The organism is Neobacillus rhizosphaerae (assembly GCF_050477885.1).
GTDB classification, from domain to species: Bacteria; Bacillota; Bacilli; order Bacillales; family Cytobacillaceae; genus Neobacillus; species Neobacillus rhizosphaerae_A.
On the sequence record NZ_JBCNAC010000110.1, the window covers coordinates 14,337 to 40,367 of the forward strand.

Annotated in this window: 27 protein-coding genes and 1 pseudogene; 4 read left to right on the forward strand and 24 right to left on the reverse strand. The window is 38.4% G+C overall.

All coding sequences use genetic code 11. The annotated features are described in order from the left end of the window. Positions 1–47: 47 nt before the first annotated feature. The 16 genes from ABES03_RS14990 to ABES03_RS15065 all read right to left on the reverse strand — a co-directional run bounded on the left by ABES03_RS14990 (position 48) and on the right by ABES03_RS15065 (position 14,571). Positions 48–833, reverse strand: a complete 786-nt coding sequence (locus ABES03_RS14990; RefSeq protein WP_430118119.1) for a hypothetical protein — start codon at positions 831–833, stop codon at positions 48–50. 86 nt (positions 834–919) lie between these two features. Continuing rightward, positions 920–1,768: a tryptophan 2,3-dioxygenase gene (gene kynA, locus ABES03_RS14995; RefSeq protein ID WP_430118120.1), complete on the reverse strand. Its 849-nt coding sequence runs from the start codon at positions 1,766–1,768 to the stop codon at positions 920–922. Between the two features lie 62 nt (positions 1,769–1,830). Next, entirely contained in the window at positions 1,831–3,243 is a 1,413-nt protein-coding gene (locus ABES03_RS15000; RefSeq protein ID WP_430118121.1) for an amino acid permease, read from the reverse strand. Positions 3,244–3,284: 41 nt separating this feature from the next. After that, positions 3,285–4,556, reverse strand: coding sequence for a kynureninase (gene kynU / locus ABES03_RS15005; protein WP_430118122.1), 1,272 nt, complete (start codon positions 4,554–4,556; stop codon positions 3,285–3,287). Between the two features lie 46 nt (positions 4,557–4,602). Further along, positions 4,603–5,391: a 2-keto-4-pentenoate hydratase gene (locus ABES03_RS15010; protein WP_430118123.1), complete on the reverse strand. Its 789-nt coding sequence runs from the start codon at positions 5,389–5,391 to the stop codon at positions 4,603–4,605. Next, positions 5,388–6,422 (reverse strand): 4-hydroxy-2-oxovalerate aldolase, encoded by a 1,035-nt coding sequence (gene dmpG / locus ABES03_RS15015; RefSeq protein ID WP_430118124.1) that lies wholly within the window; start codon positions 6,420–6,422, stop codon positions 5,388–5,390. The genes ABES03_RS15010 and dmpG overlap by 4 nt, the downstream gene beginning before the upstream one ends. A 24-nt stretch (positions 6,423–6,446) precedes the next feature. Next, positions 6,447–7,343, reverse strand: a complete 897-nt coding sequence (locus tag ABES03_RS15020) for an acetaldehyde dehydrogenase (acetylating) (protein ID WP_430118125.1) — start codon at positions 7,341–7,343, stop codon at positions 6,447–6,449. A gap of 14 nt (positions 7,344–7,357) precedes the next feature. Continuing rightward, positions 7,358–8,137: a 2-keto-4-pentenoate hydratase gene (locus ABES03_RS15025; RefSeq protein WP_430118126.1), complete on the reverse strand. Its 780-nt coding sequence runs from the start codon at positions 8,135–8,137 to the stop codon at positions 7,358–7,360. 71 nt (positions 8,138–8,208) lie between these two features. Then, complete coding sequence (locus ABES03_RS15030; protein ID WP_430118127.1) at positions 8,209–9,675, reverse strand: aldehyde dehydrogenase; 1,467 nt, start codon at positions 9,673–9,675, stop codon at positions 8,209–8,211. Continuing rightward, a complete protein-coding gene (locus ABES03_RS15035; protein ID WP_430118128.1) occupies positions 9,668–10,144 on the reverse strand; it encodes a RidA family protein in 477 nt (158 codons plus the stop codon). The genes ABES03_RS15030 and ABES03_RS15035 overlap by 8 nt, the downstream gene beginning before the upstream one ends. Positions 10,145–10,164: 20 nt before the next feature. Continuing rightward, positions 10,165–11,175 carry an amidohydrolase family protein gene (locus ABES03_RS15040; RefSeq protein ID WP_430118129.1) on the reverse strand — a complete coding sequence of 337 codons (1,011 nt, stop codon included), beginning with the start codon at positions 11,173–11,175 and terminating at the stop codon, positions 10,165–10,167. Beyond that, positions 11,160–11,699, reverse strand: coding sequence for a 3-hydroxyanthranilate 3,4-dioxygenase (locus ABES03_RS15045; protein ID WP_430118130.1), 540 nt, complete (start codon positions 11,697–11,699; stop codon positions 11,160–11,162). The genes ABES03_RS15040 and ABES03_RS15045 overlap by 16 nt, the downstream gene beginning before the upstream one ends. Positions 11,700–11,718: 19 nt before the next feature. After that, the gene (locus ABES03_RS15050) at positions 11,719–11,910 is read right to left on the reverse strand and encodes a tautomerase family protein (RefSeq protein ID WP_430118131.1); all 192 of its coding nucleotides are present in this window, start codon (positions 11,908–11,910) and stop codon (positions 11,719–11,721) included. A 4-nt stretch (positions 11,911–11,914) separates the two neighbouring features. Continuing rightward, positions 11,915–12,481, reverse strand: coding sequence for an NADPH-dependent FMN reductase (locus ABES03_RS15055; protein ID WP_430118132.1), 567 nt, complete (start codon positions 12,479–12,481; stop codon positions 11,915–11,917). Positions 12,482–12,519: 38 nt separating this feature from the next. After that, complete coding sequence (locus ABES03_RS15060; protein WP_430118231.1) at positions 12,520–13,059, reverse strand: FAD synthetase; 540 nt, start codon at positions 13,057–13,059, stop codon at positions 12,520–12,522. Between the two features lie 33 nt (positions 13,060–13,092). Continuing rightward, entirely contained in the window at positions 13,093–14,571 is a 1,479-nt protein-coding gene (locus tag ABES03_RS15065; RefSeq protein ID WP_430118133.1) for a 4-hydroxyphenylacetate 3-hydroxylase family protein, read from the reverse strand. Positions 14,572–14,828: 257 nt separating this feature from the next. Here ABES03_RS15065 and ABES03_RS15070 point away from each other — a divergent pair, with 257 nt between their 5' ends. Further along, positions 14,829–15,464 (forward strand): Crp/Fnr family transcriptional regulator, encoded by a 636-nt coding sequence (locus ABES03_RS15070; RefSeq protein WP_430118134.1) that lies wholly within the window; start codon positions 14,829–14,831, stop codon positions 15,462–15,464. Then, entirely contained in the window at positions 15,461–16,117 is a 657-nt protein-coding gene (locus ABES03_RS15075; RefSeq protein ID WP_430118135.1) for a Crp/Fnr family transcriptional regulator, read from the forward strand. Before ABES03_RS15070 ends, ABES03_RS15075 begins: the two co-directional genes overlap by 4 nt. A gap of 21 nt (positions 16,118–16,138) precedes the next feature. Here ABES03_RS15075 and ABES03_RS15080 read toward each other — a convergent pair whose 3' ends face one another. The 6 genes from ABES03_RS15080 to ABES03_RS15105 form a co-directional block, all read right to left on the reverse strand. Next, positions 16,139–16,948 carry a rhamnogalacturonan acetylesterase gene (locus ABES03_RS15080; protein ID WP_430118136.1) on the reverse strand — a complete coding sequence of 270 codons (810 nt, stop codon included), beginning with the start codon at positions 16,946–16,948 and terminating at the stop codon, positions 16,139–16,141. Positions 16,949–17,153: 205 nt separating this feature from the next. Then, the gene (chbG, locus tag ABES03_RS15085; protein WP_430118137.1) at positions 17,154–17,858 is read right to left on the reverse strand and encodes a chitin disaccharide deacetylase; all 705 of its coding nucleotides are present in this window, start codon (positions 17,856–17,858) and stop codon (positions 17,154–17,156) included. Next, positions 17,851–18,162: a PTS lactose/cellobiose transporter subunit IIA gene (locus ABES03_RS15090; RefSeq protein ID WP_430118138.1), complete on the reverse strand. Its 312-nt coding sequence runs from the start codon at positions 18,160–18,162 to the stop codon at positions 17,851–17,853. The genes chbG and ABES03_RS15090 overlap by 8 nt, the downstream gene beginning before the upstream one ends. Positions 18,163–18,183: 21 nt before the next feature. Continuing rightward, on the reverse strand, positions 18,184–19,500 hold the full coding sequence (locus ABES03_RS15095; protein WP_430118139.1) for a 6-phospho-beta-glucosidase: 1,317 nt from the start codon (positions 19,498–19,500) through the stop codon (positions 18,184–18,186). Between the two features lie 27 nt (positions 19,501–19,527). Next, positions 19,528–20,898, reverse strand: coding sequence for a PTS sugar transporter subunit IIC (locus ABES03_RS15100; RefSeq protein WP_430118140.1), 1,371 nt, complete (start codon positions 20,896–20,898; stop codon positions 19,528–19,530). A gap of 5 nt (positions 20,899–20,903) precedes the next feature. Beyond that, positions 20,904–21,212 carry a PTS sugar transporter subunit IIB gene (locus ABES03_RS15105; RefSeq protein WP_430118141.1) on the reverse strand — a complete coding sequence of 103 codons (309 nt, stop codon included), beginning with the start codon at positions 21,210–21,212 and terminating at the stop codon, positions 20,904–20,906. A 305-nt stretch (positions 21,213–21,517) separates the two neighbouring features. On the opposite strand from ABES03_RS15105, the gene ABES03_RS15110 reads away from it, so the two are divergent. Continuing rightward, positions 21,518–22,246: a GntR family transcriptional regulator gene (locus ABES03_RS15110; RefSeq protein ID WP_430118142.1), complete on the forward strand. Its 729-nt coding sequence runs from the start codon at positions 21,518–21,520 to the stop codon at positions 22,244–22,246. A gap of 98 nt (positions 22,247–22,344) precedes the next feature. Here the strand turns inward: ABES03_RS15110 and hpt are convergent, their stop codons facing one another. Both hpt and ABES03_RS15120 read right to left on the reverse strand, forming a co-directional pair. Further along, positions 22,345–22,872 carry a hypoxanthine phosphoribosyltransferase gene (gene hpt, locus ABES03_RS15115; protein ID WP_430118143.1) on the reverse strand — a complete coding sequence of 176 codons (528 nt, stop codon included), beginning with the start codon at positions 22,870–22,872 and terminating at the stop codon, positions 22,345–22,347. A gap of 362 nt (positions 22,873–23,234) precedes the next feature. Continuing rightward, positions 23,235–25,616, reverse strand: coding sequence for a polyprenyl synthetase family protein (locus ABES03_RS15120; protein ID WP_430118144.1), 2,382 nt, complete (start codon positions 25,614–25,616; stop codon positions 23,235–23,237). Positions 25,617–25,791: 175 nt separating this feature from the next. On the opposite strand from ABES03_RS15120, the pseudogene ABES03_RS15125 reads away from it, so the two are divergent. Next, positions 25,792–26,031: pseudogene (locus tag ABES03_RS15125) on the forward strand (NIPSNAP family protein); the annotation flags it as partial.

Below are 26,031 nucleotides of genomic sequence, written 5' to 3' on the forward strand. Positions count from 1 at the left end.
TAAATGAAAAACCCCTTAGGTAGTAGTAATTTACCTAAGGGGTTTTTTTACTTTTTATTAAAACTACTTCTAAATTGATCATAGTCTGTTTTGATGTAATGAAAAGCTGCTGCCGTTCCTCCATGGTCAGGATGTGTTATTTTTAATAGTTTTTTATATCCTACTAGAATATCTTTTTCACTTGCTGTTTTTGAGAGACCTAATTTTTGCCGATGATTTGTCTGCATTGGAGGAGGCGGAGTATGATTCTGGTCTTGTTCCTTATTAGACCCTCTAAGAAGTTCCTCTTTAAGCTTTAACATTTCATTCCGCAAATTAATATTCTCTTGAAGTAACTTTTTCGTTTCCTTTTGTAATTCATTTTTTTCTTTGTCTATGTGGGCGATCTCTACTTTTAGTTTATTTCTTTGCTGTATTAATGTATTAATTGAGTTTTGATGGAGCTTTTCCATACCTTCTATATGCTCATCTTGTGCTTTAATTTTGACTTTTAATTGGCGGATGATCTTATCATGATCAGTATGACCCACTCGCTTTGTGGCAGTTTCCTTGGGAATCGTTTCTGTTACGAGTTTCCCATTGCCTACATTTTGAATCTTGCCTTCTCTCAGCCATCGTCTTACTAATGGAGTACACATGCCTTCCGGGACACCTGCGTCCATTAACATGCCAAAAGCTTGATCGGTATCCTCGAGTATGTATCCGGATTTTCGAAGTCCATTGCCTTCGTAATTAATCTTTCTTTCACGAAGCCAACGCCGGACCGTTTGAATACAGATATCCTCTGTCACTCCGGCTTGCCTTAAAAAGTCAAAAGCTTGCTCTGTGTTCACAATGCCCCTCCATCCCCTCGTCATATCTTATGTTATTAATAATATATAAGTATATGGATTATGGGAATGGATAAAAAAGACTACAACTAAAGCTTCGTTCGTAAACTCCAAAGTTCAGGGAAAAACTTCTGATCCACAACTCTTTTTAAATAGGTTACACCCGAAGAACCACCTGTCCCTTGCTTATGGCCAATAATTCTTTCAACGGTACTCATATGATTAAAACGCCATAACTGTTGCTGATTACCAATATCGACTAATTTCTCCGCTAATTCGTATAAATCCCAGTATTGATCAACATGACGATACACGGTTAGCCATGCTTCTTCTACACTGGCATTTGGCTCATAGTTTTTTGATAAATCGCGCTCGATAACCTCTTTATCAATAGGTAATCCTCGTGCAACAAGCGCATTGATCGCTGCATCATATATACTTGGTTTTTGTAGTGCAACCAGCATTTTTTCATATAATTCTGGTTGATGCTGATAGACTGCTAGTGTTTGAACATTTTTGTTCCCTAAAGCAAATTCAATTAAACGGTTTTGATAAGATTGAAACCCTGAAGCTTTTCCCAGTTTATCTCTAAATTCCAAGTACTCTGAAGGGGTTAAGGTAGAAAGCACACTCCATGACTGTATTAATTGCTGCTGTACTCTTGAAACTCGTGACAAAATTTTAAATGATGGTTCCAAGTCATTATTGCTTATATACCTAATAGCTGCTGTCAATTCATGTATTATTAATTTCATCCATAGCTCACTTGCTTGATGAATGATAATAAATAACATTTCATCATGGTGATCTGATACCAGATTTTGACTAGATAAAATATTATCAAGATGGAGGTAATCTCCATATGACATTGATTTTTGGAAATCTGTTTGAATCTCATTCTCTAGTTCCATGTTTGTGTTTTTCTCTTGGGTACTCATGGTTTATTTTCCTCCCCGTTTTTTTATTAAAATACTTCTAAAGGCTTAATTAACATTTACGGTTAAGATATCATTTGTTTCTTTTCAGGGTTTTGATTGAATCGCCTCTTTTTAAAAATAAAATAAGAAACTGTTAAAAAAAGTAACCATGGAATACCGAATTGAAGCATGATTTTAAAATCTGTAAACCAAGTTGTAATCATTAAACTCAATAAAAGGATTGCTCCAATGCTCGTTAAATATGGGAAACCTACCATTTTTACAGGTAATTTCCTGCCTCCAGATTTCTCCCACTTTCTTCTGAAAAATAAGTGTGAAACAAACACCATAAACCAGGTGAAGATAGCACCAAACATGGAAATTCCCATCATAAAAGCATATGACGAACCTGGTAATACAGTACTAACTAATGCAGCGAGAAAAATCCCCAGTGTAGAAACAGCAAGTGCTCTTAGTGGAACTCCTTTTTTGCTTAATTTCCCTAAAAAGGCTGGAGCATCATTCCCTTTGGAAAGCGAAAACATCATTCGAGTAGAAGCATATAATTGGCTGTTCATAGATGATAGGGCTGCTGTTAAAATAATAAAATTCATAATTCCTGACGCCCCTGGAATATTTAAGAGATCCATAACCTTTACGAAAGGACTTTCTTCCACACCTGCAGATTTCCACGGAACTATCATTAGCATGATACCAATTGTCAAAATATAAAAGGTGGATAAGCGGAAAACCGTAGCTTTCAACGCTTTTGGGACTGCAACATCTGGATCCTTCGCTTCACCAGCTGTAACCGCTATCAATTCTGTGCCCAAAAAGCTAAATAAGGAAATAAAAGTCGCAACCCACACTCCCCACCATCCGAAAGGTAAAAAACCTCTGTCATTTACTAAGTTCTCTGGTCCCAAATTCGATTGATGTGTTCCGCCAAATAAAATATATGATCCAAGTAAGATGAATCCAACAATGGCACTTATTTTAATCATGGAAAACCAATATTCAAATGTACCAAAAGCATTTACACTTGTAGCATTTACATAAATAAGAACCGCCGCAAACAATAGTATCCAAACCATTCCAGGCACATGAGGAAACCAGTACTTCATATATACAGCAATGGCACTTACCTCTACCCCAATAGCTAAAACGTTGGCAACCCAATAGGAATATTTCACAAGATATCCTGCGAGTGGGCTAACATATTTCTCAGCAATCGTGCCAAAAGCACCTGTAGTAGGATGAGCAACTGTCATTTCAGATAGGCATCCCATTAACAGGAGGACAATAATAGCACCGACTCCATAACTTAGTAATACACCTGGCCCTGCTGTACTAATGGCTAAACCGCTCCCAAGGAAAAGACCTGTTCCAATGGCACACCCCATTGCAATCATCGAAAGCTGGTTGGTTTTTAATTCACGCTTCAATCCATTTTCAGAATTATTTCCGTTATTCATAGGAATATGTTTGTTCACCATTTAGCTCCTCCTCTATTAAAGTATCAATGCAACCTATCTCTTTATGCTACGACTTCTCTTTCATTCTCAAACTTATCATATTGTTTTTCCGTCATGATTTTTTTAAGAATTTGTACCACCTCAAAAACTTCTTTATAAGAGGTATAAAGTGCAACAGGTGCAAGACGAATAATGTTAGGAGCTCTAAAATCAGGAATAACACCATTTTCTTTTAATGCTTTGCATATTCTAGCAGCTTCATTATGTTCTAAACTAATATGACCACCACGTTTAACATCATCTATTGGGTTTCCAATCCTGAATCCCATTTCTGGTACCTCATGTACCAATAAGTCCATTAAATATTGATTAATCTTTAATGACTTCAAACGGATATTATCAATCCCAGCTTCCGCAAAAATCTCCAAAGCTCCAAGTAAAGGTGCCAGACTCAAAACATGAGGAGTCCCAATCTGATAGGCACCTGCGGACTCTGCGTGTGTTAAAGTGTGCTCCATATCAAACTGTTTCTCTTTCTTAGATCCAAACCAGCCAGCAAGACCAGGATTTGTTCCAAAATGTTTACTATTTACATATAAACTACCAACACTGCCCGGGCCGCCATTTAAATGTTTATAATTGCACCAATACGCAAAATCAACACCCCAATCACTAAACGAATGAGGTATAGCCCCAATGGAATGGCATCCGTCAAAACCTATTAAAATTCCTCTTTTGTTTGCTTCGCCTGTTAATCTCTTCATGTCCAAGATTTGCCCGCTGCGATAGAGGACAGTAGGCAAAATGATTAAAGCAATCTCCTCAGTCATAGCTTCAATAATATCCTCTTCTTCTAAAAAACGACCATCCCGACTTTTCACACGAATTAAATGTGTCTCAGGGTCATACCCGTGAATTCGAAGCTGACTTTGGAGAGCATAAATATCAGATGGAAAGGTTAATTCATCCGCTAAAATTTTTGTCCTCTTACCTTCTGGCTTATAAAAAGTTGCTACAAGCTGATGTAAATTTACAGTTGTGGAGCCCGTTACAATCACTTCATTAGCTGAAGCACCGACTAATGGTGCCATCATTTCTCCTAATTTTTCGGATAAGAAAAACCATGGGTGTTTCCCATTTGTCCATCCATCGATACCATGCTCTTTCCAATCTGCTAAAGATTCCAAGAGGGTGCGTTCTGCTCTTTTCGAAAGAAGTCCCAATGAATTCCCATCCATATAAATAGAGTTTGGTTTTATGTAAAATTCTTCACGAAATTTAGAAAGGATATCTTCTTGGTCCAGTTGTTTTGCATATTCTAATGTAAACTGCATAATAAACCTCCATTCTTCTATACCTATTTTGCGATTTCATCTCTTATTATTTGCAAGAGAATGATACACTTCCGAGGTCCGCAAATTGTGCTAGGATTGTATCACCCTTTTGAAAGCTAATTGCTTCCGTAATCGCACCGCTTAAAACGATGTCGCCCTTTTTCAAGCCTAAGCCCTTTTCCCCAAGCTTGTTTACAGCCCATGCAACAGCAGTGGCAGGATGGCCTAAAACAGCTGCACTTGTGCCAACTGTAGCTACCTCTGAATTTTTAGACATATAGACGCCAATTTCTTTCAGGTCAAGAGCTTTGGGTGATACCCACTTGTTTCCTACAATGAATTTGGAGGACGAACAGTTATCTGCTATAACGTCAACGAGTGTAAATTTAAAATCTAAATAGCGGCTATCGATAATCTCAATAGCTGGTGCTACATATTTTGTTACTCGTAATATATCCTCGGCTGTTACAGAAGTACCTTGGATGTCCTCTTCCATCAAGAAGGCAATTTCAGGTTCTGCCTTCGGATGGATAAACTCGCTAAATTGTACTGGTTCCCATTCAGGTGCAAGCATATCATCCATCAAATAACCATAGATTGCTTCATGAACACCCATCATCTCTTGCTTCGCCTTACTCGTTAATCCAAGCTTAACACCAATTCGACGTAGACCCTCCTGTTCTTTTTGTTCAATTAATTTTTGTTGTATTTCATATGCCTGCTCAAATGTTAAGGAAGGATAATTAGTAGTAATTTTTTCGACTTCTCGTTTTTCCTTTTCTGCCGCTAACAGGTATTCTACTATTTCTTGTTCTGTTCCTTGCATCAGTGTCATGATTGAACCTCCACTTTTTTCTTATTTGCCATTTCAGCTGCTACATCAAGAATCATATCTTCTTGGCCTCCAACGACCTTTCTTTTGCCAAGTTCAAGTAAAATATCACGTGGATCAAGGTTAAATCGTTTACTCGCTCGTTCCGCATGAAGGAGGAAGCTAGAATAAACACCCGCATATCCCATAACTAAGCTTCCCTTACTAATTTCCTGTGAACCAGGAATTAAGGGCTTCACAAGATCCTCAGCAATGTCCATCATTTTGTAAAGATCAATTCCCAAGTCGATCCCCATTTTATTTAAAACCGCAACCAACACTTCTGTTTGTGTATTTCCTGCACCGGCACCTAAACAGCGAACACTTCCATCAATTCGAGTAGCCCCTTCTTCAATCGCAACAAGAGTATTGGCAACTGCAAGTGATAAATTGTTATGAGCGTGAAAACCTATTTCTATATCTAAAGACTCTCTAAGGGCGCGGATTCGCTCTCGAACTTGATGCGGTAATAAGGCACCTGCGGAATCTGTCACATAAACTGCTTGTGCACCATAGCTCTCCATGAGTTTGGCCTGTTCCACTAATTTTTCTACTGGTGCCATGTGGGCCATCATGAGGAATCCAAGTGACTCCATCCCTAGTTCTCTTGCCATGGCAATATGCTGTGCAGATACATCTGCCTCTGTTACATGTGTTGCAACTCTAACCAATCCTGCTCCAAGCCCATGTGCTTGTTTCAGTTCATGGACTGTGCCGATCCCAGGAATCAATAATACGGCAACCTTTGCCTGTTTACATTCCCCTACAGCAGCTTCGATTAGTTTCATCTCATTTACCAATGAACGTCCGTACTGGAGTGTTGATCCGCCTAAGCCATCTCCATGACTCACCTCAATATAATGCATTCCAGCTCGATCCAATGCACGTGTAACCGAACGGACTTGTTCCTCTGTGTATTGATGTGCAACAACGTGACTCCCATCCCGTAAACATACCTCGGTAATTTTGATTGGCAGGTTTTTATTTACATTCATCTTTCTATGTCCTCCCTTAAATGATTAATCCAATGCGGCAGTTCCAACCGTTTTTTGTCCTAATTGGGCACGGGCAAAATCTTCCGCCACTTTTGTCGCTGCCGCTGTCATAATATCTAAATTCCCAGCATATTTCAGAAAGTAATCGCCTGCACCTTCCACTTCCAAGAAAACTGTCACTTTATTCCCATCAAATAATGGTTCTTGTTTTAATCGATAACCTGGTACATATTGCTTAACAGTGTCGATCATTTCATAAATAGATTGAAGAATTCGGTCCTTTTCCACATGCTTCACTTCACAAAAAACGGTGTCACGCATAATAACAGGCGGTTCTGCTGGATTTAAAATAATAATGGCTTTCCCTTGATCAGCTCCACCAACCTCTTCAATCCCTCTTCGTGTAGTAATCGTGAACTCATCGATATTTGCCCTTGTTCCAGGACCTGCACTTTTGCTGGAAATTGTCGCAATAATTTCCGCGTATGAGACATCAGCAACTCGGTTAATCGCATGAACAATCGGGATTGTCGCTTGCCCGCCACAAGTAATCATATTTACATTCAATTCATTTAGGTGTGTTTCTATATTTACAGCGGGGCATACAAATGGCCCTCTAGCTGCAGGAGTAAGGTCAATGGCAAGTTTACCTAACTCCCTTAAAATTTTCGCATGTCTAACATGGGTTTTAGCAGATGTAGCATCAAAAACGATGTCTGCAAGAGTAGGTGAATCTACCAGTGCCTGAATCCCATTTGAAAAAACTTGAAGTCCTCGTTCCTGTGCTCGTTTCAAGCCATCTGATTCTGGGTCAATCCCAATCATGGCCGTTAATTCTAACCAATCACTTCTCTCAAGCTTATACATAAGATCTGTACCAATATTTCCTGAACCAATAATTGCAGCTTTTAGTTTTTCCATGATTAAAACCTCCTCTACTCAAATGTGACAGAAACTGTACCCAATGGACCGAATTGTGCGGAAATTACGTCGCCTACTTTTACAGCAATGGCACCTGTTAGTGCTCCAGGAAGAATGAGTTCACCTGCTTTTAGATGAATTCCGAATTCATGCAATTTATTTGCTAACCATGCCACGGCTTGTGCGGGATGGCCTAGCGCGGCTGTTCCAGATCCGGTTGCCACAAGCTCTTTATTTTTATAAAAAACCATTCCTTGCGTTCGTAAATCCAGCCCATCAATCGTGCTTAGCTTTGTTCCGACGACAACCCTTGCTGATGAGCCATTATCAGCTACTGTATCGACCAATTTAATTTTCCATTCTGATATCCGGCTATCTATAATTTCAATAGTTGGCACCACATATTTTGTAGCCAATAATACATCTAGATAATTCACATTTGGCCCTACTAAGTCACGGTCTAAAATAAAACCAATTTCCGCCTCCACTTTCGGACTAATGAAATCAGCTAGTTTCACTGTTTCACCATCTGCTATTTTCATATCATTTAAAAGATGGCCGTAATCTGGCTCATTGACACCAAGCATTTGTTGCATCGCCGCACTTGTAAGTCCTACCTTCTTCCCAATTACCTTCTGCCCTAGTTTTAACTTTTTATCAATCACTTCGAGCTGTATTCGGTACGCATCACTCACATTCAGCTCAGAATAGCGCTGTGTTAAAGGATCAACTGAATACTGACGTTTTTCTGCATCGAGTAATTCTTGAGCAATCGATTCTACTAGTGTTTTCAATCGTACTGCACCTACCTTTGATATTTTTATAGATAAAAAGTGGCCTATCAGCCACCTCTTCATTTTCAATATTATAATTTCATTGTAATAGTCTTGGCTTCTGTATAAAATTCAAAGCTGTGACGTCCACCTTCCCTGCCAATCCCACTAGCCTTTGAACCTCCAAATGGAGTTCTTAAGTCACGATAGTACCAACAATTAATCCAGAATAATCCTGAATTTATTTGGGCCGCTACACGATGGGCACGTCTAAGATTATTTGACCAAACGACTCCTGCCAGGCCGTAAATAGAATCATTAGCTATTCGAATAGCCTCTTCTTCCGTTTTAAACGGAATGACAACTAAAACTGGGCCAAAAATTTCTTCCTGAGCTACTCTCATTTTAGTATTTACATCGTATAGTACCGTCGGCTCATAAAAATTACCCTGAGTAAATCCTTCCACGCGCTTGCCGCCAATTGCAAGCTTTGCGCCTTCAGAGATTCCAATTCGCACATAATTGTCAACAGTTTCTAAGTGACTTTTAGAAATAAGTGCACCCATATCAGTACTTTCATCCAATGGGTCGCCAACTTTAATTTTCTTTACAGCTGCGACAAATTTTTCGAGGAATTTATCATAAACGGATTCTTGCACTAACAAGCGTGAACCGGCTAAACAAATTTCTCCTTGATTTCTAAAAATCGCCTCAATCGAGCCAGCAACGGCTTCGTCTAAATCCGCATCGTCAAATACAATATTGGCAGATTTCCCACCTAATTCTAATGATACGGGGATTAACTGTGATGCTGCATTTCTCATAACCGTTTTACCGGTTGAACTTTCCCCAACAAAGGATATTCGACGAACGTTAGGATTAGTAGTCATCGCGGTACCTACTGTTCCACCTGGTCCTGTAAGTATATTCAACACACCCGGCGGTAATCCTGCTTCGTTGGCAATTTCACCTAACATGACTGCACTAAGTGGGGTATAGGATGCTGGCTTAACGATTACCGTATTACCTGCAGCTAAAGCAGCTGAAGCTTTCCAAGTCATTTGCATAAAAGGTAAATTCCAAGGAATGATTAAACTTGTTACACCTGCAGGAGCATATTGCGTATAGCTCATATGCATGGGTTGTTGGTAATGCTCATGATTGATATATTTAGCCATTTCAGCGAAAAATCGTAAATTGGATGCTGCTCTAGGAATATCAAAATCTCTGCTTTCTTTAATCGGCTTGCCTACGTCTAAGGTTTCGATTAAAGCTAGCTCATCCACACGTTCCATCACTAGATCTGACATGCGGCAAAGAATTTTTGCCCGCTCTTCAACCGCCATTTGGCTCCAAATACCACTTTCATAGGTTCGTTGTGCTGCTTGAATGGCGATTTCTACATCTTTTTCACTAGCACTTGCGACAGCAGCAAGCTTTTGATTGGTTGCTGGGTTAATCGTATCAAAGGTTTCTCCTGAAATAGCATCAACGTATTCTCCATTAATAAATAGCTTTGCATCGTTCATTTGTAGCTGTTTTTCAAGCAATTTACTCATTTTGATCACCCTCCTCAACCTCTAAAATCATCTCAACCTCAACGGTGTTATTGTGGGGTAACTGTGCCATCCCTACTGCCGATCTCGCATGCCTTCCTTTTTCCCCAAACACTTCAACCAATAAATCGGAGGATCCATTCATTACCTTAGGCTGATCCGTAAAGTCAGGAGTACTATTGACAAAACCAAGAATTTTGACCACACGTTTTACTTTGCTAAGATCACCTAGCTCATGTTGAACAACCGCTAAAAGATTAAGCATGCACTGTCTTGCGGCCTGATACCCAACCTCTATAGATACATCATCACCAAGTTTTCCACGATATTCATCTGTACCCTGACCAGAGGTAAAAATAAAATTCCCTGTTCGAACACAGCTTACATAATTTCCAGAAGCGGGGCGAAGAGCTGGTAACTCTAAACCAAGACTTGCTAATCTCTCTTCTGGTGTCATCACTTTTTCTACCATTTTCTCATCTCTTTTCGCTGCTAGATTAGTTGATTTACCGGTAAGTTTAAGAATCGTAATGCGTTTTCCCCTAACATGGCTCTTTTCTGCGCTTCTGTAAGTGTTAAGGTATCATCTATGATCTTGCCTGGTGGAGTTTCACGGAGTAAGAATGGATAATCGGACCCCATGATGACTTGTTCTGCCCCAAATTTTTCAACTAAGAATTTAATATTCACCGGGTTATTGACGATCGAATCATAGAAAAATTTCTTTGCATAAAAACTTGGCGGCTTTTCCGTCATCTGCAAGTGCGGCCAAACATTCCACCCATGATCAAGTCTTGGTAGGATGTAAGGAAGTGAACCCCCGCCATGAGAAAAACAAATCTTTAATCCAGGAAATTTCTCCAACACTCCACCGAGGATGAGACTTGCGGCAGCTAATGCTGTCTCACTTGGCATCCCGACGGTATACATTAGGTTATGAGAGGCCAATCGATCACTTCCCATTGTTTCCCATGGATGAACGAAAATAGGAACATTCCATTTGTCACACATTGCGAAGAAGTCTAATAGTGATTCATCATCAAGGTTTTTTCCGTTAATATTTGTACCAATTTCAATCCCTTTTAAGCCTAGTTCATGCACACAGCGATCTAATTCCCGAATTGCAGCTGTCACATCCTGCAGAGGGACCGTCCCTAACCCTATAAACTTGCTAGGATGCTGTGAAACTGTCTCAGCAATAAAATCATTTTGAAATTGAGCCATGGCTACTGCTTCTTCAAGGGGTGCCCAATAAGAAAATGTAACAGGAATAGGTGATAAAACTTGAATGTCTACATTTTCTTTTTCCATATCACTAATTCGTTTCTCAGGGCTCCAAACCTGGTCTGTCACTTCTCGAAAAACGTTGCCAGCTACCATAATATTGGCACCACATGAACAGGTAGGCTGAAGTACAGGCCACTTGTGATTTTGGTACTTTGTTGCAAAGTCCGGAAAATTTTCAGGGATAATATGTGTATGAAAATCTACTCGCATTTCCATTCACTCGCTTCTTCTGGCATGATATGTCCACAATTCTTACATGTACGAAGTTCAAGATTTCCATTAAACCCGTTGATTGCTTCTTTCACTTGTACCTCAATATTCGTTAATTGAACGGTAACTCGATGCAATTCATGATCACATTCGTCACAGAACCATACAAAATCCTCTAATTCTCCTGTAGCCCTGTCTCTTTCGATGACAATACCGATCGTATCAGCAACACGATGTGGGGAATGAGGAACATTCGCAGGCAGGTGGAAAACTTCTCCTTCTTTCACCGTAATAACTTCTCGCTTTCCCTCGTTATTAATAATCTCAACGTAGCAATCACCCTTAATTTGATAGAAAATCTCTTCAGAAGGATCCACGTGAAAATCGCGTCGTTTGTTCGGGCCACCGATTACCATAAACATTAACTCCGAATCCTTCCAAACGACCTTGTTATTAACTGGCGGCTTAAGTAAGTCCTTATTTTCTTCTATAAATCCCCATAGGTTTATTGGCTTTAATGAACTTGACATAAATAATAGTCTCCTCTCATTATTCAGGTGAACTTGATTTTGGGGTTCCCCCAACGATCCAATTTTCTGCCGGAATTTCATATAACAGAATCCTGATCTTGTCATGTGGAACACTAAGATTCTCCGCAATGACATCGGTGATATCTTTCACTAGCTTCTTTTTGACTTTTGCTTCTCTGCCTTCTACTATTTTCAGTTCAACTATTGGCATAAACTTATTGAACTACCCCTACAAATTTTTCTTCCGACGATTTTAATGCCTCCTGCATGAAGACCACTTCTTTGGCTAAGGCTGAGATTCTGGATTGTACTTCAGAATCTATGATTTCATTTTCTTTGTTAAAATGATCATTATTAACGTATACGTATCCAGGTGCTACAAATGCCCGAAAAAATCCTGCAATTGGTTTCAACTGATTTTCGATCACAAGGTAGTGCTGATACGTTCCGCCTGTCGCAACAAACCCCATCACCTTATTGCGAAAATCTTTTGGATTAATCAAATCAAATAAATTCTTAAGCGGGCCTGATAAAGATCCTTGGAAAATCGGTGTACCGATAATATAAAAATCTGCTGAATGAATTGCTTCAAGAACTTTTCTTGTGTCATCGTTGTAGGATGACGGATTTCGCCCATCACAGAATTGAACGTCATAATCTCTTAAATCCAAGAGTTCAACTTCTACATGAGGATAGTATTTCTTTGCTTCCTCAAGTACTTTTTGAACAACAATACTCGTTTTCGCTCCAATGATCGTGCCAGAAATTCCTAATAGTTTCATATACTAAAGACCTCCGATATTTAACTAAGCAGTAATTGTTATTTTATTCCTGCCTGCCATCCCAGCAATGAGTAAGACTGCTGAAAATCTCCTTGTGAAATAAGCTGTCGGATTCGTGTAGATGAAATAAGTTTGCCCCCATTACAATAAACAGGTGGTGCTACATTTAGCCTAAAATACTTTTCTAAAAGACTAACATCACCTTTTCTATCTTTACCAAAATGAAAATCGGAACCAACCGTAATCTCAATCGGATTAAGTTTCGATAATTCACAGATAAAATCCTCAGGTGGACGAGTTGCATACCATTCATTAAAACTAGCAACCACCACATAATCTACACCTAACATCGAGATCCTTCTCAGTTTTTCCTCAGTAGAAGTCAATGTTTGAACGCCCTTAAAAAAATGTCGAGGAGGTGGATCGAATGTATACACGACACTGGGGACTTGAGAGATCCGGCTCTTTATTACCGCCTGCTTAATCACCGCTTGATGTCCTTTATGAACCCCATCAAATGCACCTATAGCAATTACTGAACCCGAAAGTGTCAAAACTCCATCTCTTAGCGTCTTAATCGTTCACACCTCCCCATAATTAACTAACTATTTTTATAAACTGGGCACTTCACCTTTACGTTCAAATATTTTCATGGCTTCATCAACAAGCTCAAAAGAATTTTTCCTCTTAAAGTTGTTATAAAAGATTGCTCTTTTACGAATTGGGTCTCCTGTATAATAGCGTTCGTATTGAAGAAGCCTTTGTCCAAACGCTTCACCGCATAAATCCCAAGCAAGTTTAAAGAGGTGAACACGCTCTTCTGCGGAAACTCCCTCTCTTCCAAGATAGTACTTCTCTAAATCCTCTCTTAATTCTGGATTTTGGAAGTCGGCATCTGTAGGAGACATCAAAAGACCGCCAGCACCAATAATTTGCATGACTTCAATCGCACGTGGGTACATTTTTGGCAGCAATCCCCGTATGGTTTCTAGTGATGTATAGGCAGGCATAACCTCACCAGATGGCAGCACTTCATATTCATATTCTGCAATCCTAAGCAAAGCCCTAATAGTTTCAACCGATTGTACCAATTCACCTAAATCATTTTGAACATTTAGGTATCCATCTACGCCAATAGAATCAGCTATCTTACAAGCCACCTCAGTAGCAAATTGAAGCTTAATTAACCCTCTTACTCCCGATTGATGTGCCGGTTGCTGTCCAATTCCAGTCTTCGGATAAAGTAGATTAGCAGCTTCCACATTGTTATAAAGGAATACACGATCCCATGGAACTAAAACATCATTAAACACTAGAACTGCATCCATTTCCTCGAATCTTGATGCTAACGGATGGTCGTAAACAGGTCGTTTTCCGTCTTGCATGGCTTCACGACATAATATACGAAGACCAGGTGTATCAAGTGGAAGAGCAAAAGCAAGTGCATATCGCTCATCCCCAGGTTTAAACCCAGGAAAAGAATAAACAATCACTTCATCCGTTATCGGTGCAAGAGTTGCTAACATTTTAGCTCCTCTGACCACTAAACCATCTGGTGTTTCTTTCACTGTTCCTAAGTGGGTAAACATATCCTGTTGTTCATGCGAAGATTTACTCCTGTCATTTTGAGGGTTAATAATCGCATGTGTTAAAAACAAGTCATGATCGCGAACATGCTTAAAATATGCACGAATGTTTTTACCCCATTCAGGATTGTATTTATCCAAGAACTCTGAATTGCTTGCCATTGATGTAACAACGACATTAAGGAAATCAGGCGTTCTACCCATTAATCCAAATGTTACTTTGGCGAACACCTCAAACGTTCTTTTTCGAGCTTCTAAATCTTGATAACTTCTAGGTACCAAGAATGCATTCGAGGTCCTTTCGCCAGTTTCTTCACAAATATGTGTAATGTCCTCTTGATACTGAGGGTTATGTTGTAAATCATATAGTTTTGCCATTTCAAGGATTGGTTGATTGAAAACAGGCTCTTCAAAGACATTATTAATTCTTTTTCCGGATAACCAAACTTCTGGATTTCTGGCCTTTAGTGCTTCAATATACTGTGCTCCTGTACGAATTCCCATAAACATCCTCCTCATGATTCATAAGGTCATTATAAATCTGAATATTTCGAGTAATTGTAGTCTATTTAACATTTTTTCTGAAAAATTACTTTTTTCTTTTCTAAATATCAAAATTCTTTTACACTATTGTTAAGCTGTTAACATCTATAAACTTTTTTTCTTATAAGTATTTTCAAAAAATGTAAGCGTTATCAAAGTTGATTCATATTAGACATTTCTCTACCAAGGCAGTCAAATTTCACTTAGGAGTTGATTTAGTGGCAATCCTGTTTGATAGTGATATTAATTGGGAAACATGTTTGCAGTTTGGTACTAGAGAATTTTTCAAGGAAAAAGCTTGTATTTACCAGCAGGGCACTACCGGGGAAGGATTCTATTATATCCAACAGGGGTTAATTAAAGTGACGACTACAACTGCTATGGGAAAAGAGCGTTTGTTAAACATTGCCATTCCCGGACAGCTATTAGGAATTCAAGCAATGGACCGTCAGCCCCATTTTACAACGGCTACAGCTGTTAATGACTCCATTCTCTATTTTTTCTCATGTGATCATTTTCAAAAATTAATAAAAAAACAACCCTCCATTCTAAATATGTTGATCAAAACCGTCATACATAAAATGCATATTCTTGCTGATAAAATATATTTGGATACTCTTTTACCTGAACAACAACTGGCCGCCCTTCTTCTGAATATTTGTTACGAATTTAAGAACCTTGAAGTTCCCCTCACCCAACAAGATCTAACCAAATGTACAGGTTTAACTAGAATTACCATTTATAAAATTTTAAAACAATGGAAGGAAGAACAAATCGTAGAGATTCACGGTAAAAAAGTTTTCATTCGAAAACCCGAGGAATTAAAGAACCTGCTTGGGGATGTGATAATATGAAGAATCTTCGATATGCATGGACACCTTATTTACAATATGGAAAAAAAGTTGAGCTTGAGGAAAATTCGGTCGTCTACCATCAAGGAGAAGAAGGGAGAGGATTTTTTTTCTTGTCTACTGGTGGAATTAAGATCACCCTTTTATCTCAAGAAGGAGTGGAACGCACCGTTAATTATGTTCCAGAAGGGATGTTGTTTGGTGAGCATGGGGCCAGAAAGGAAAGTTATTTAACCTCTGCCATCACAACCACTCCCTCTGTCATCTATCATTTTTCGGATGAAGCATTAGTAAAGATCTGTACTGATCACCCTGAAGCTGCATGTACTTTTACTAATTCTCTAATCTATAAATTTAGGATATTAGCAGAAATTATTTCCTTTCTTAACTCGCCTGTTGAACAACAGATGGCGCACTATTTATTAAAGCTAATAAACGAGAATGGGAATTTTTCCATTGACCAAACCTCATTTGCCCGTTATATAGGTACCTCTAGGATTACCGTAAATAAAATACTTAATAAATGGAAAAGTCAAAAGGTAATCCGATTATCCAAACGAACAATTGACATATTGGATTTTAATTATTTAAAAAACATTCGAGACTCTGGATTGACTCACATATCGAACTTGGATATTTTAATGTTAACTATGTAGATATGAAAATAGAAAAAGACCTCAGTTATTGTGGTCTTTTTCTAAGTGGGTAGTAAGCGGAACTAGATTCGATTCTTCAATCCCCTCAATCACAAGACGAGCAATCAACTTTGCCCCATCCTGCTGAAAATGAGTGTTATCCTGAACACCATTTGGATAGTTCCCATTCTCATGGTCATCAAGGTAAAGAAATACATCTTTCGTACTTTTGGGTCCAAGCTTTTGAAATAAAGAATGGCTTTTAGACGTAAGGTCGATGACGGGTACATGTTCTACTAATCCAAGTTCCTTCATCGCCGCCGGATAATCACCGTGCGTTCTACTTAACACTCCATCCTCTGTAAAATATCTTCGTTCGACTGGAGTCACAAGAACAGGTATAGCTTGTTTTGCACGGGCACCATCAATATATTGTTTTAAATAATTTTTGTATGTTGAATACGGTTCAGTATACCGGTTCGGATCCTTAATTTTTTCATCGTTATGGCCAAATTGTATAAAAAGATAGTCCCCTTTATCTATCTCATTCAAGATCGTATCAAGTCGCCCTTCGTCAATAAAGCTTTTTGAGCTCCTGCCAGGGGTCGCTTCGTTTTTAATTGTTACTTGTTCATCGAAATATTTTTCAAGCACCTGTCCCCACCCAGTTCGAGGTGCCAACGAGCTTGAATAGTTAGATACGGTCGAATCTCCAGCTAAATAGACTGTTATGGGCTTTCCTTGCGTGTTTACTTTCCTGGCAGACTTAGCAAAGCTGTTTCCAAATATCAAGATAGGCACTAAAAAAAACAAAGAAAAGAAAACAATTTTTCCCCAATGATATTTTTGCATGATACTCCTCCTAGATGCTGGACAGTATTGTTCCCTTTTATAACATTATATAGGATACATTTTGATATAACATTACTATCAATAATATCAAATTGATAATGAATTTCCACGTTGAGTAGTGAATTGTTGAAAAAAAAAAGCCCACATTGGCAGGCTTAAGAATTTCAAAGGAATATAATTTTTAAAAAAGATTTTTTGGAATTAGTTAAACCAGTATTATTTTTTCCGGCAATGTAACTGATTGAAGAATTTCTAACTCTGTTAATCTCTGATACGCATATGATGACACAGTTAACAGGGTATTATCCAAGTATGCTGGGTGACACATTACCTCAACAGTCAAACCATCATTAACACGTTCATTAAGCTTTGCAAAATAATCAGGTGTTACACCTTCATTATAAAAATCAAACAAAGCTATGTCTGAGAATGAGTCCACTCCATCAATACCTACGTTTCCGTTCTTCCTTACTGGCAGCCCGAATTTATTTGATAAGCATTTTACTACTGGAACTAATTCTTTTAAGGTATGAACATGGTGATGACTATCTAAATGTGATGGTTTAAGACCAGATTTAATGAATCGGTCGATTTGAGCGGTCCACTCTCTTTCCAACTCCACTAGCGAAATATCCGATGGATTTAGGTTGGAACAAGACTTAAAATCCCCATGCTCGTCAACCAATGATAGTACATTGTGTGATAATGGTTTCCCACATGTGATAACTAGATGAATACCTACACGTAATTCAGGATATCTTTTGGCTAATTGAATGGCATGTTCTGTCCCATCCATGTTCATCATCATCGTGGTAGAATTGACAATCCCATACAAATAGCTGTCAATGATTCCATAGTTCACTCCCTTACTCAATCCAAAATCATCTGCGTTAACAATTAAATTAATCATGAATTCTACTGTATAGCTCCACTACTTCTGCAGCTAATTCCTTCATGGTTATTGCATTCATTAAATGATCCTGTGCATGGACCATTAAAAGAGACATCTCTGTTTTATCGCCTCTAATCTCTCCCTGAATGAGTGTTGTTTGGATATGATGTGCATCATTCAAGGATTGGTCTGCTTCGCTCAGTTTCTCTTTCGCACCCATAAAGTCCCCTTGTTTGGCTGATTGAATGGCCTCCATCGCTGCACTCCTGCCATTTCCCCCATGCAGAATAATTTGAAAGATTACTTGCTCTATATTCTCCATTATCTCTTCCCTCTTTTTTAATTATTCATGAAACTGTGGCAGGTATTCCTTATGTGCTTCAAGCATTTCATCTAAAATGACTTTTGCCACTCGGTCACTTGGTACGAGAGGATTAATCGTCATGGCCAGTAATGCTTGATCATAATCCCCACTAATGGCAGCTTCAATGGCTACCCTTTCAAAGGATTTCATTTGCTGAACAAGTCCGCGGATTTGAATTGGTAACTCTCCCACTGCAATTGGCTTCGGTCCATCCTTTGTTATCATACAACTGAGTTCTACAGCAGAATCATATGGGAGACTTGTAATAGCACCCTTGTTTAAAGTATTAACAGCCTGTATGTCACGTTTATCTGTATACATCGAGTGGATTAACCTAACAGCTGCATCACTATAATAGGCACCACCTCTTTTCTCTAATTGGGGCGGCTTAATAGCTAACTGTGGGTCTTTATATAACTCAAACAGCTCTTCTTCCAGTTTTTTGACAACCTCTGCTCGAATGGTACCTTCTTTAAAATTTTCCAATTCTTTTGCCAGCATATCTCCAGATTTATAATAGTAGTTGTGATAAGGGCACGGAAACACATCTAACGCCTTCAAAAACTCAGGCTCCCAGCCCATCGAATGAATATTTTGCATGGTTATACTTTTTTCGGGGTCATTTATTAATGAAATCACTTGATTTTTAACGGATTCCCCATCAACAAACACCTCTAATCCGTACACCATGTGGTTTAATCCAGCAAAATCAATTCTGACTCTGCTATGTTCCACTCCTAATAATTTCGCAACGCCCATCTCCATTCCAATAGGTACATTACACAGTCCTACTACTCTATTAATATTGCTGTAACGCAGTACTGCCTCTGTAATCATTCCAGCAGGATTAGTAAAGTTAATAAGCCATGCACTCGGACAAAGCTCCTCCATTTCCCGGCAAATATCTAGAATAACAGGAATGGTTCGAAGTGCTTTAAATAAACCGCCCGGCCCATTCGTCTCCTGACCCAATACTCCATGCTTTAACGGGATACTCTCATCCTTTTTGCGTGCCTCCAGCAGACCCACTCGAAATTGAGTGGTTACGAAATCCGCAGACTTTAAAGCTTCTTTGCGATCTAAGGTTAAATATATTTGTAGAGGTACACCAGCTTTTTCCACCATTCTTTTTGCGAGGTTACCCACTATTTCGAGCTTTTCTCTTCCTTCTTCTACGTCAACCAACCATAATTCACGTACGGGTAATTCGTGATAATATTTGATAAATCCTTCTATTAATTCAGGGGTATAGCTCGAGCCGCCACCTATGGTTACTATTTTTAAACCATCATTCATTTTTTACACCTCTGATTGAAATTTCATTTAGACATTTAGCGTATCAGTAGGTTTGGATGATACCTCACCCATTTCTCTCCTAGCGTCCATTCGCCCTTGAGCGATGACAAAAGGAAGGTAAATAACGATAGAAATACATAAATTCACTGCCGCTAATATTGCACCAGAAATATGCCCACCAGTTGCAAGTAAACCACCAACGATCGCAGGGGTCACCCAAGGAATATCAGCAACGACTGGATGTACTAAGCCTAAGCTTATTGATGTATACGCTACGATTGTCATAATGATTGGTCCCAATATAAATGGAATAAACCAGATTGGATTCAAGACAATTGGTAATCCAAATAAAATAGGTTCATTGATTTGGAAGATCCCAGGAGGTGTACCTAAAGCAATTATCTGCTTATTTCGTTTTCTTCCAGCAATAATCATTGCTATTATTAATCCTAAAGTGGCACCAGACCCGCCAAGATACACAAATGCATCTAAGAAAGAACCAGATAGGATATGGTATTTGCCTAAATCATGTACACCTTGTGCATACATATTTACATTTTCTTGACCTAGTTTCGTCATTAATGGAGTGGTAATTCCACCTAATATATTGGGACCATGAAGACCAAGAATCCAAAATCCATGTACCAAGGCTACTATTAAAATAGCGAACCACATTGAATCAACTGCTCCAGTAAGCGGTGATACCAGAACTTTATTGATCCAGTCGTTTAAATAAGCTCCATCACTAATAAATTTACGTAAAATAAGGCCAAATAATCCAACAGTAAAAATGGTTGCCATCCCCGGAAGCAGCTTGGCAAATGAACGAGCAACAGCTGGTGGAACTCCATCGGGCAATTTGATGACTAAATACTTTATTTTTGCTAAACGAACAAAAATTTCAGTGGCTACAATTGCAACAATGATACCGGTAAATAGCGCGGTCGCATTGAAATAATTCCAGCCAATAAACCCCCACACCCCACCTGAAACTGCCTCTCCTCCCTCAGGAGTAATTGAGACATTAGCAACTTGTGGAATCAGTACAAAAAAGGACGCACCCGCAACCAACATTGCTTCGAAACCATCATCCCCGTATGACTTAGCTAGTTTGTGAGCAATACCGAAAACAGCAAATATCGTCATGAAGGCAAGTGTTCCCCACCAGATATCTCCACCCAACGTTTTCCATGTCTCACCGAAAATAGAAACCATGAGTTTTTCATAATATTTTCCTACACCAGGAACAGATCCTAGGTTATTTAAGAGGACAGCTAAGGAACCGATCATCGTTATCGCAATCATACCGACCAATGCATCACGAATAGCAAGAAGATGCCTGTTATTACCAAGCTTATTTGCGAACGGCATAATAAATTTATCAACAAAATCCATCATGATTCCTACTCCCCTTTTATTAAATTGATTGCTTGCCTTAATACTTCCTCTCCGTTGCAAAGTCCATAGTGTTTAGGGTTAATAGTATCTACCGGTATCCCATTCTTTTCTCCTTCTTTTTTTAACTGAGATAGTAAATACCGTACTTGTGGACCAAGAAGCAGGACGTCTGCTTTATTAATCTCGTTATATATCTCCGTTGATCCTACTGCCCAAATTTCACAATCAATCTCTTGTGATTTTGCACTAGCTTCCATTTTAGAAACCAATAGACTTGTAGACATACCTGCTGAACAGCATAATAAGATTTTCATAAATACCCCCTAAAGAAAGCGATTACAAAATAAATAAAAAAAAGAGTTTAATAAATTCTAAATTAGATGGATTAGTTTTATTCTTCCTCCTCTCCTTAGAAATGAGCATGTATCCTATTTCGATGTATAGTACAACGTTTGTTACAATTTATTGTAATGACAATTCAGAATATTTACAATACAATTTTTATTAATTTGTTATTATTTTTAATATTTGTAATAACAACTTTTAAAAATTGTATTTTTCAGGGTACAAATATTATCTATTTTTTGGTAATCTATAAATAATGAGGGGGAATACCAATATGGTAGAAGAAGCGAGAGATGGAAGTGCTCTGCACCTTAAGGTAAAAGATGCAATCATTCAATTAATAAACGATGGGGAATATAAACCAAACTCACAACTGCCGACTGAGGCTGAATTTTGTGAAAAATATAGTGTTAGCAGAACCACAGTCAGAACTGCTTTACAACAATTAACAACTGAAGGGTATGTTTATCGTAAACGTGGAAGTGGAACCTTTGTGTCTGCAAACAAAGTAAAACAAATATTAACCACGACTGTCGATCACTTTTCAAGTCAAATTTCCATGCAAGGAAAGAAGCCCTTAATCAAAGTAATTAAATTAGAAGTGATTCCTGCAGACGAGTTTTTATGCGAGCAATTAAAACTTCAAGAAGGCGAGCCTGTGAATATGCTTGAGAGAATCCGTTTTGTTAATGATGAACCAATTCAGTTTGAAACTGCTTATTTACCCTGGTATAAAACACCTGCACTTCATAAACAAGGCTGCGAAAAGTCTCTATATAGCCAATTGCAAACTCAATTTGGGTTAAAAATAAATAGGACGATTGAAACTTTGGAATTATTTATCGCTGATCAGGAGGCTGCAGAAAAGCTGAACATCGAGGTTGGGGACCCCTGCTTTTCACTTGATACTCTAGCCTATCTTCATGATGAGTCAATCATTGAGTATTCACGAACCATTTACCGCGGAGATTTGGCCCATTTTGTCATTGAAAGAAATTACTAGATTTTAAAAATATTCGACTCCAATAGAGGATGTTGGCTCTAAGGGTTCAGACCCCATGAGCCAACACTCAAAAAGAAAAAAGCCTGCCGCAGCAGGTCTTAAACTTCTTTTACAGTAGCAATATACGGCAGATTTCGATAATGCTCTGCATAATCAATTCCATATCCAATAACGAATTTATCAGGAATAACAAACCCAACATAATCTGCTTTTAAATCGACTTTTCGGCGCTCAGGTTTATCGAGTAAGGTACAGATCTTCATGGATTTCGGTTTATGAAGTTCGAAATGTTCTTTTAAGAAGCTTAATGTTAACCCTGAATCGATAATATCCTCGACAAGCACTACATTTTCCCCTGTAATGTTAACGTCTATATCTTTTAACAAACGAACTTTTCCCGTAGTCTCCGTTTGATTTCCATAACTTGAAGCGGCGACAAAATCAACGGTCACGTTTCCTCCAAGCTCTCTAACTAAATCAGCCGCAAAGACAAAAGCACCCTTTAATACAACAATAAAAACAATCGATTCATTTTGTAAATCCTGCATCATGGTAGCGCCTAGTTCTTTCACTTTTTGCTTCAGTTGTTCTTCTGATATTAAAATACTATCGAATTCGTATCCCATAATCTCACCTTTCAATCTTGTATAGAATCCACAATGACTCTATTCTATACAATTTGTTGTCATTTATCATCTATGTAATAGTGAGATATTTAATTGAATTCTCCAAAATAGCTAAACGGATCAATTTCACTTTTACTTCCTTACTAAGTGAAAGCCATTCAGATTTATCGATTCTCAATTGATATCCCTCCATTTATTATTCATGCTTAATAGTTCACATTATTCCTATCTCATTAAAATTTCCATTTATAGTAATCTTTTTCCCGATTATTTATGAGTTCTAACCTACTTTTCATTTCCATTTTTCTACATAATCCGCATCATATAAAAAAGCCTTGGCTTATTCCAAGGCTAATCGTTCCTTAATGATCACGGTTAACAATATAGTCCAACAAATGCTTCAGAAAAGCTGTTTTACGAGGTACCTCATGCAAAGCCTCTATGGCGAGACAGTAATGTTCCCACATTTCTTTTCTAGCGCCTTCTTGTCCGAGGAGCGATACAAACGTTGAACTGTTATTATTCGCATCTATTCCCACAGATTTTCCGAGTAAGGTGATATCCCCTTCAACATCAAGTAGGTCATCCTTAATCTGAAAAGCAATCCCGGCATGATAAGCAAATTGCTTCAGAGCTTTCATTTCTAAATCATTTACTTGTGCAAGAATAGCAGGCATAATTAAGGATGCTTCAAAGGCAATTCCCGTTTTATAAAAGCACATCGTATTCAATTGGTCGAGTGTTAATGGCTTTCCTTTTGAACAAAGGTCCATCGCCTGTCCCTTACACATGACTTCCGTTACTTGAGTCGAATATTGAATTAATTTAAGCACTGTTTTCGAATCAAACTGATCAAGTGATGCTTGTTCCTCAATCGCCTTTTGGGTCAAAAAAAGGCCCGTTAATTCCGCGGTTGCAATATTATATTGTTGATGAAGTGTTGCGCGCCCTCTACGAAGAGAAGCATTGTCCTGTGAAGGCAAATCATCAAAAATTAGTGAGGCGGTGTGCATGTATTCAAGCGATCTTAGTAATGGAACAATGGCAGTTTGATTTAATCCATATTCGTTAACCCCCATGACCCACGTCATAATGGGCCTCAATCGTTTTCCATCTCCAGCCAAACTATAGTTGGCAGCATCCACGATTGATTCATTAATTTGCGAAGAATTTTCCTTCTTAGAAATGGTCAAGATGTTGTTGATTTGATTGCGAACAGTTTTAACTGTATCAATAAATTCATCTTGTTCCTTCCGTTGGTTCCTAATGTTGGTAATGATATGGTCACGAAGAAGTTTATCAAAAAAATCAACATCATCCGCTCTTCGAACCATTGTTTGAATGACATGATTGAATTCTGAATCCGCAGAAGCAAATAATTTCATCACTTCAGAATATTTTTCCATGCCTATTCTTGCTTTGAATCGTTTGAGACCATTAATTGCTCGATCAAGAATGACCTCACAGGTCAGTAAATCCGAGTCATACACATTATGGATTAAATGGCTAATTACCGCCCAGTATAATTCAAATGGATTTATTAAATCTGGTCGCAACCCATGATATTTCAAATAATAGGTATACGGAGTTACTGCCCCTTCCTTCATGTCATCAAACATATCGGCAAAATCATCTGCCAATTGGTTATATATTCCATAAAAGAAAGCTCTATTGTCAAAACCTCCATCTTCAGAAGCACTGATGACTGATCGAACAATTAAGCGGGATGAAGAGGATTTTAAAATAACTGGTATATAAAGGTCTTCATTTGTGTAGCTAGGGTTAGACAGATCTTTTTTACGGTCCACTTCCTGTGATTGAAAAAACACATAGGATTGTTCAAAGAATGTGTTCAATGTTTCAGAATGCTGATAAGCTTTAATATACTTATAGGCCTCCCTGAGTTCAGCATGGATAAATTGAATTAGTTTCAAGTTATCACCGCTCCAACTACCCAATTTTGGAACAAATCCTGTGATAAGTGTGGTCCGTATCAAATCTGTATATTGTTGTTTCTCTTCTGTGGACAGGACGTTGGCATCTAAAAGGTCATCAATAAAGGGATAGGTCAGACCATAAGAATATCCGAGTCTAATCGCTTCAGCTAGTTTCTCCCTACGTTCAATTGGTGACACGCTATTGTCCATCTCTTCTATCACGTGCATCAATACTCCGGCAATGATTTTGATTAGCTTTCGTTGAGCATGCTCGGCATCCATCCCCTCTGGAATGTGAGAGGAAACTGTCTTAAGTTTGTCCATCAGCCAGATGAAAGTAGATTCAATTCCTTCCTTCTGTGCCCACCTGTACAATCCTGCCATGCTGATTAATTCCGATTTGTTTCCTTGATTAGAGCCTGTTAGATGATCTTTCAAACTGTCTACGACATGTCGGATTCTATTCTGTGTGTCTGGTGATTGGAGAGATTTCCCTAAATCCCTCATATAAATATAAGAAATACTTCGATGTAGATACGAATCTAATTTCCCTGTTACATTCATCCAGCGAATATAATTGGAATAATCTTTAGTATTGGGTTTATTCTTTCGAGCTCCCCATAACGATAACAATGGATGTCTCACATGGTTCTGTTTCCACATCTGAAAATCATTCGTTAAGGTTGGTATATAGGTTCTTTTAATTACCTGGTCATAAAGCGTCTGAAAATAGTGAGCCGCTCTTTGCTCCGCCTGTTGATAGCATTCATCGACATTCTTTGTGTTTTCCACATTAATACTATTCATACATTACCTCTACTTAATAGTGTCAGATACAGGACATCATGAACATGCATTTTTTTATCACTAACAAAATATTATTATGTATAATCGATTGCTAACAACTTTATTACCTACATTTTCACTTCTACTACTATTTTACTAGATTTGACAAAATGAGCCAACAGAAAGTAGGGTCATCATGTACTACAAAAGAGAACTTTATACGATTACTCCTGGAAGGAAACTCGAGTTTAACCATTTCTTTGATAAATTCTTAAAGTCTAATCAGCTAAAAAACGGGGCAATCCTTATCGGCTGTTGGAATACAGAGGTAGAGAATGAAATTTTAGTCATATGGCAATATCCAAGCTACGCAGACTATTTGAACATTCAGAAGAGAGTCAAAAAAGATGTACTTTATCAGCAAACACACGACCAA

What these genes read in the sequence shown, in the direction of transcription:
- ABES03_RS15080 (WP_430118136.1), bottom strand. Translation starts at nt 16,948, where the DNA reads ATGCAAAAATATCATTGGGGAAAAATTGTTTTCTTTTCTTTGTTTTTT.
- chbG (WP_430118137.1), bottom strand. Translation starts at nt 17,858, where the DNA reads ATGATTAATTTAATTGTTAACGCAGATGATTTTGGATTGAGTAAGGGA.
- ABES03_RS15095 (WP_430118139.1), bottom strand. Translation starts at nt 19,500, where the DNA reads ATGAATGATGGTTTAAAAATAGTAACCATAGGTGGCGGCTCGAGCTAT.
- ABES03_RS15000 (WP_430118121.1), bottom strand. Translation starts at nt 3,243, where the DNA reads ATGGTGAACAAACATATTCCTATGAATAACGGAAATAATTCTGAAAAT.
- ABES03_RS15030 (WP_430118127.1), bottom strand. Translation starts at nt 9,675, where the DNA reads ATGAGTAAATTGCTTGAAAAACAGCTACAAATGAACGATGCAAAGCTA.
- ABES03_RS15040 (WP_430118129.1), bottom strand. Translation starts at nt 11,175, where the DNA reads ATGGAAATGCGAGTAGATTTTCATACACATATTATCCCTGAAAATTTT.
- ABES03_RS15090 (WP_430118138.1), bottom strand. Translation starts at nt 18,162, where the DNA reads ATGGAGAATATAGAGCAAGTAATCTTTCAAATTATTCTGCATGGGGGA.
- ABES03_RS15050 (WP_430118131.1), bottom strand. Translation starts at nt 11,910, where the DNA reads ATGCCAATAGTTGAACTGAAAATAGTAGAAGGCAGAGAAGCAAAAGTC.
- kynU (WP_430118122.1), bottom strand. Translation starts at nt 4,556, where the DNA reads ATGCAGTTTACATTAGAATATGCAAAACAACTGGACCAAGAAGATATC.
- ABES03_RS15045 (WP_430118130.1), bottom strand. Translation starts at nt 11,699, where the DNA reads ATGTCAAGTTCATTAAAGCCAATAAACCTATGGGGATTTATAGAAGAA.
- dmpG (WP_430118124.1), bottom strand. Translation starts at nt 6,422, where the DNA reads ATGAATGTAAATAAAAACCTGCCAATCAAAATTACCGAGGTATGTTTA.
- ABES03_RS15055 (WP_430118132.1), bottom strand. Translation starts at nt 12,481, where the DNA reads ATGAAACTATTAGGAATTTCTGGCACGATCATTGGAGCGAAAACGAGT.
- kynA (WP_430118120.1), bottom strand. Translation starts at nt 1,768, where the DNA reads ATGAGTACCCAAGAGAAAAACACAAACATGGAACTAGAGAATGAGATT.
- ABES03_RS15065 (WP_430118133.1), bottom strand. Translation starts at nt 14,571, where the DNA reads ATGGGAATTCGTACAGGAGCACAGTATATTGAAGCACTAAAGGCCAGA.
- ABES03_RS15075 (WP_430118135.1), top strand. Translation starts at nt 15,461, where the DNA reads ATGAAGAATCTTCGATATGCATGGACACCTTATTTACAATATGGAAAA.
- ABES03_RS15120 (WP_430118144.1), bottom strand. Translation starts at nt 25,616, where the DNA reads ATGAATAGTATTAATGTGGAAAACACAAAGAATGTCGATGAATGCTAT.
- ABES03_RS15035 (WP_430118128.1), bottom strand. Translation starts at nt 10,144, where the DNA reads ATGGTAGAAAAAGTGATGACACCAGAAGAGAGATTAGCAAGTCTTGGT.
- hpt (WP_430118143.1), bottom strand. Translation starts at nt 22,872, where the DNA reads ATGGGATACGAATTCGATAGTATTTTAATATCAGAAGAACAACTGAAG.
- ABES03_RS15020 (WP_430118125.1), bottom strand. Translation starts at nt 7,343, where the DNA reads ATGGAAAAACTAAAAGCTGCAATTATTGGTTCAGGAAATATTGGTACA.
- ABES03_RS15105 (WP_430118141.1), bottom strand. Translation starts at nt 21,212, where the DNA reads ATGAAAATCTTATTATGCTGTTCAGCAGGTATGTCTACAAGTCTATTG.
- ABES03_RS15010 (WP_430118123.1), bottom strand. Translation starts at nt 5,391, where the DNA reads ATGACACTGATGCAAGGAACAGAACAAGAAATAGTAGAATACCTGTTA.
- ABES03_RS15100 (WP_430118140.1), bottom strand. Translation starts at nt 20,898, where the DNA reads ATGATGGATTTTGTTGATAAATTTATTATGCCGTTCGCAAATAAGCTT.
- ABES03_RS15110 (WP_430118142.1), top strand. Translation starts at nt 21,518, where the DNA reads ATGGTAGAAGAAGCGAGAGATGGAAGTGCTCTGCACCTTAAGGTAAAA.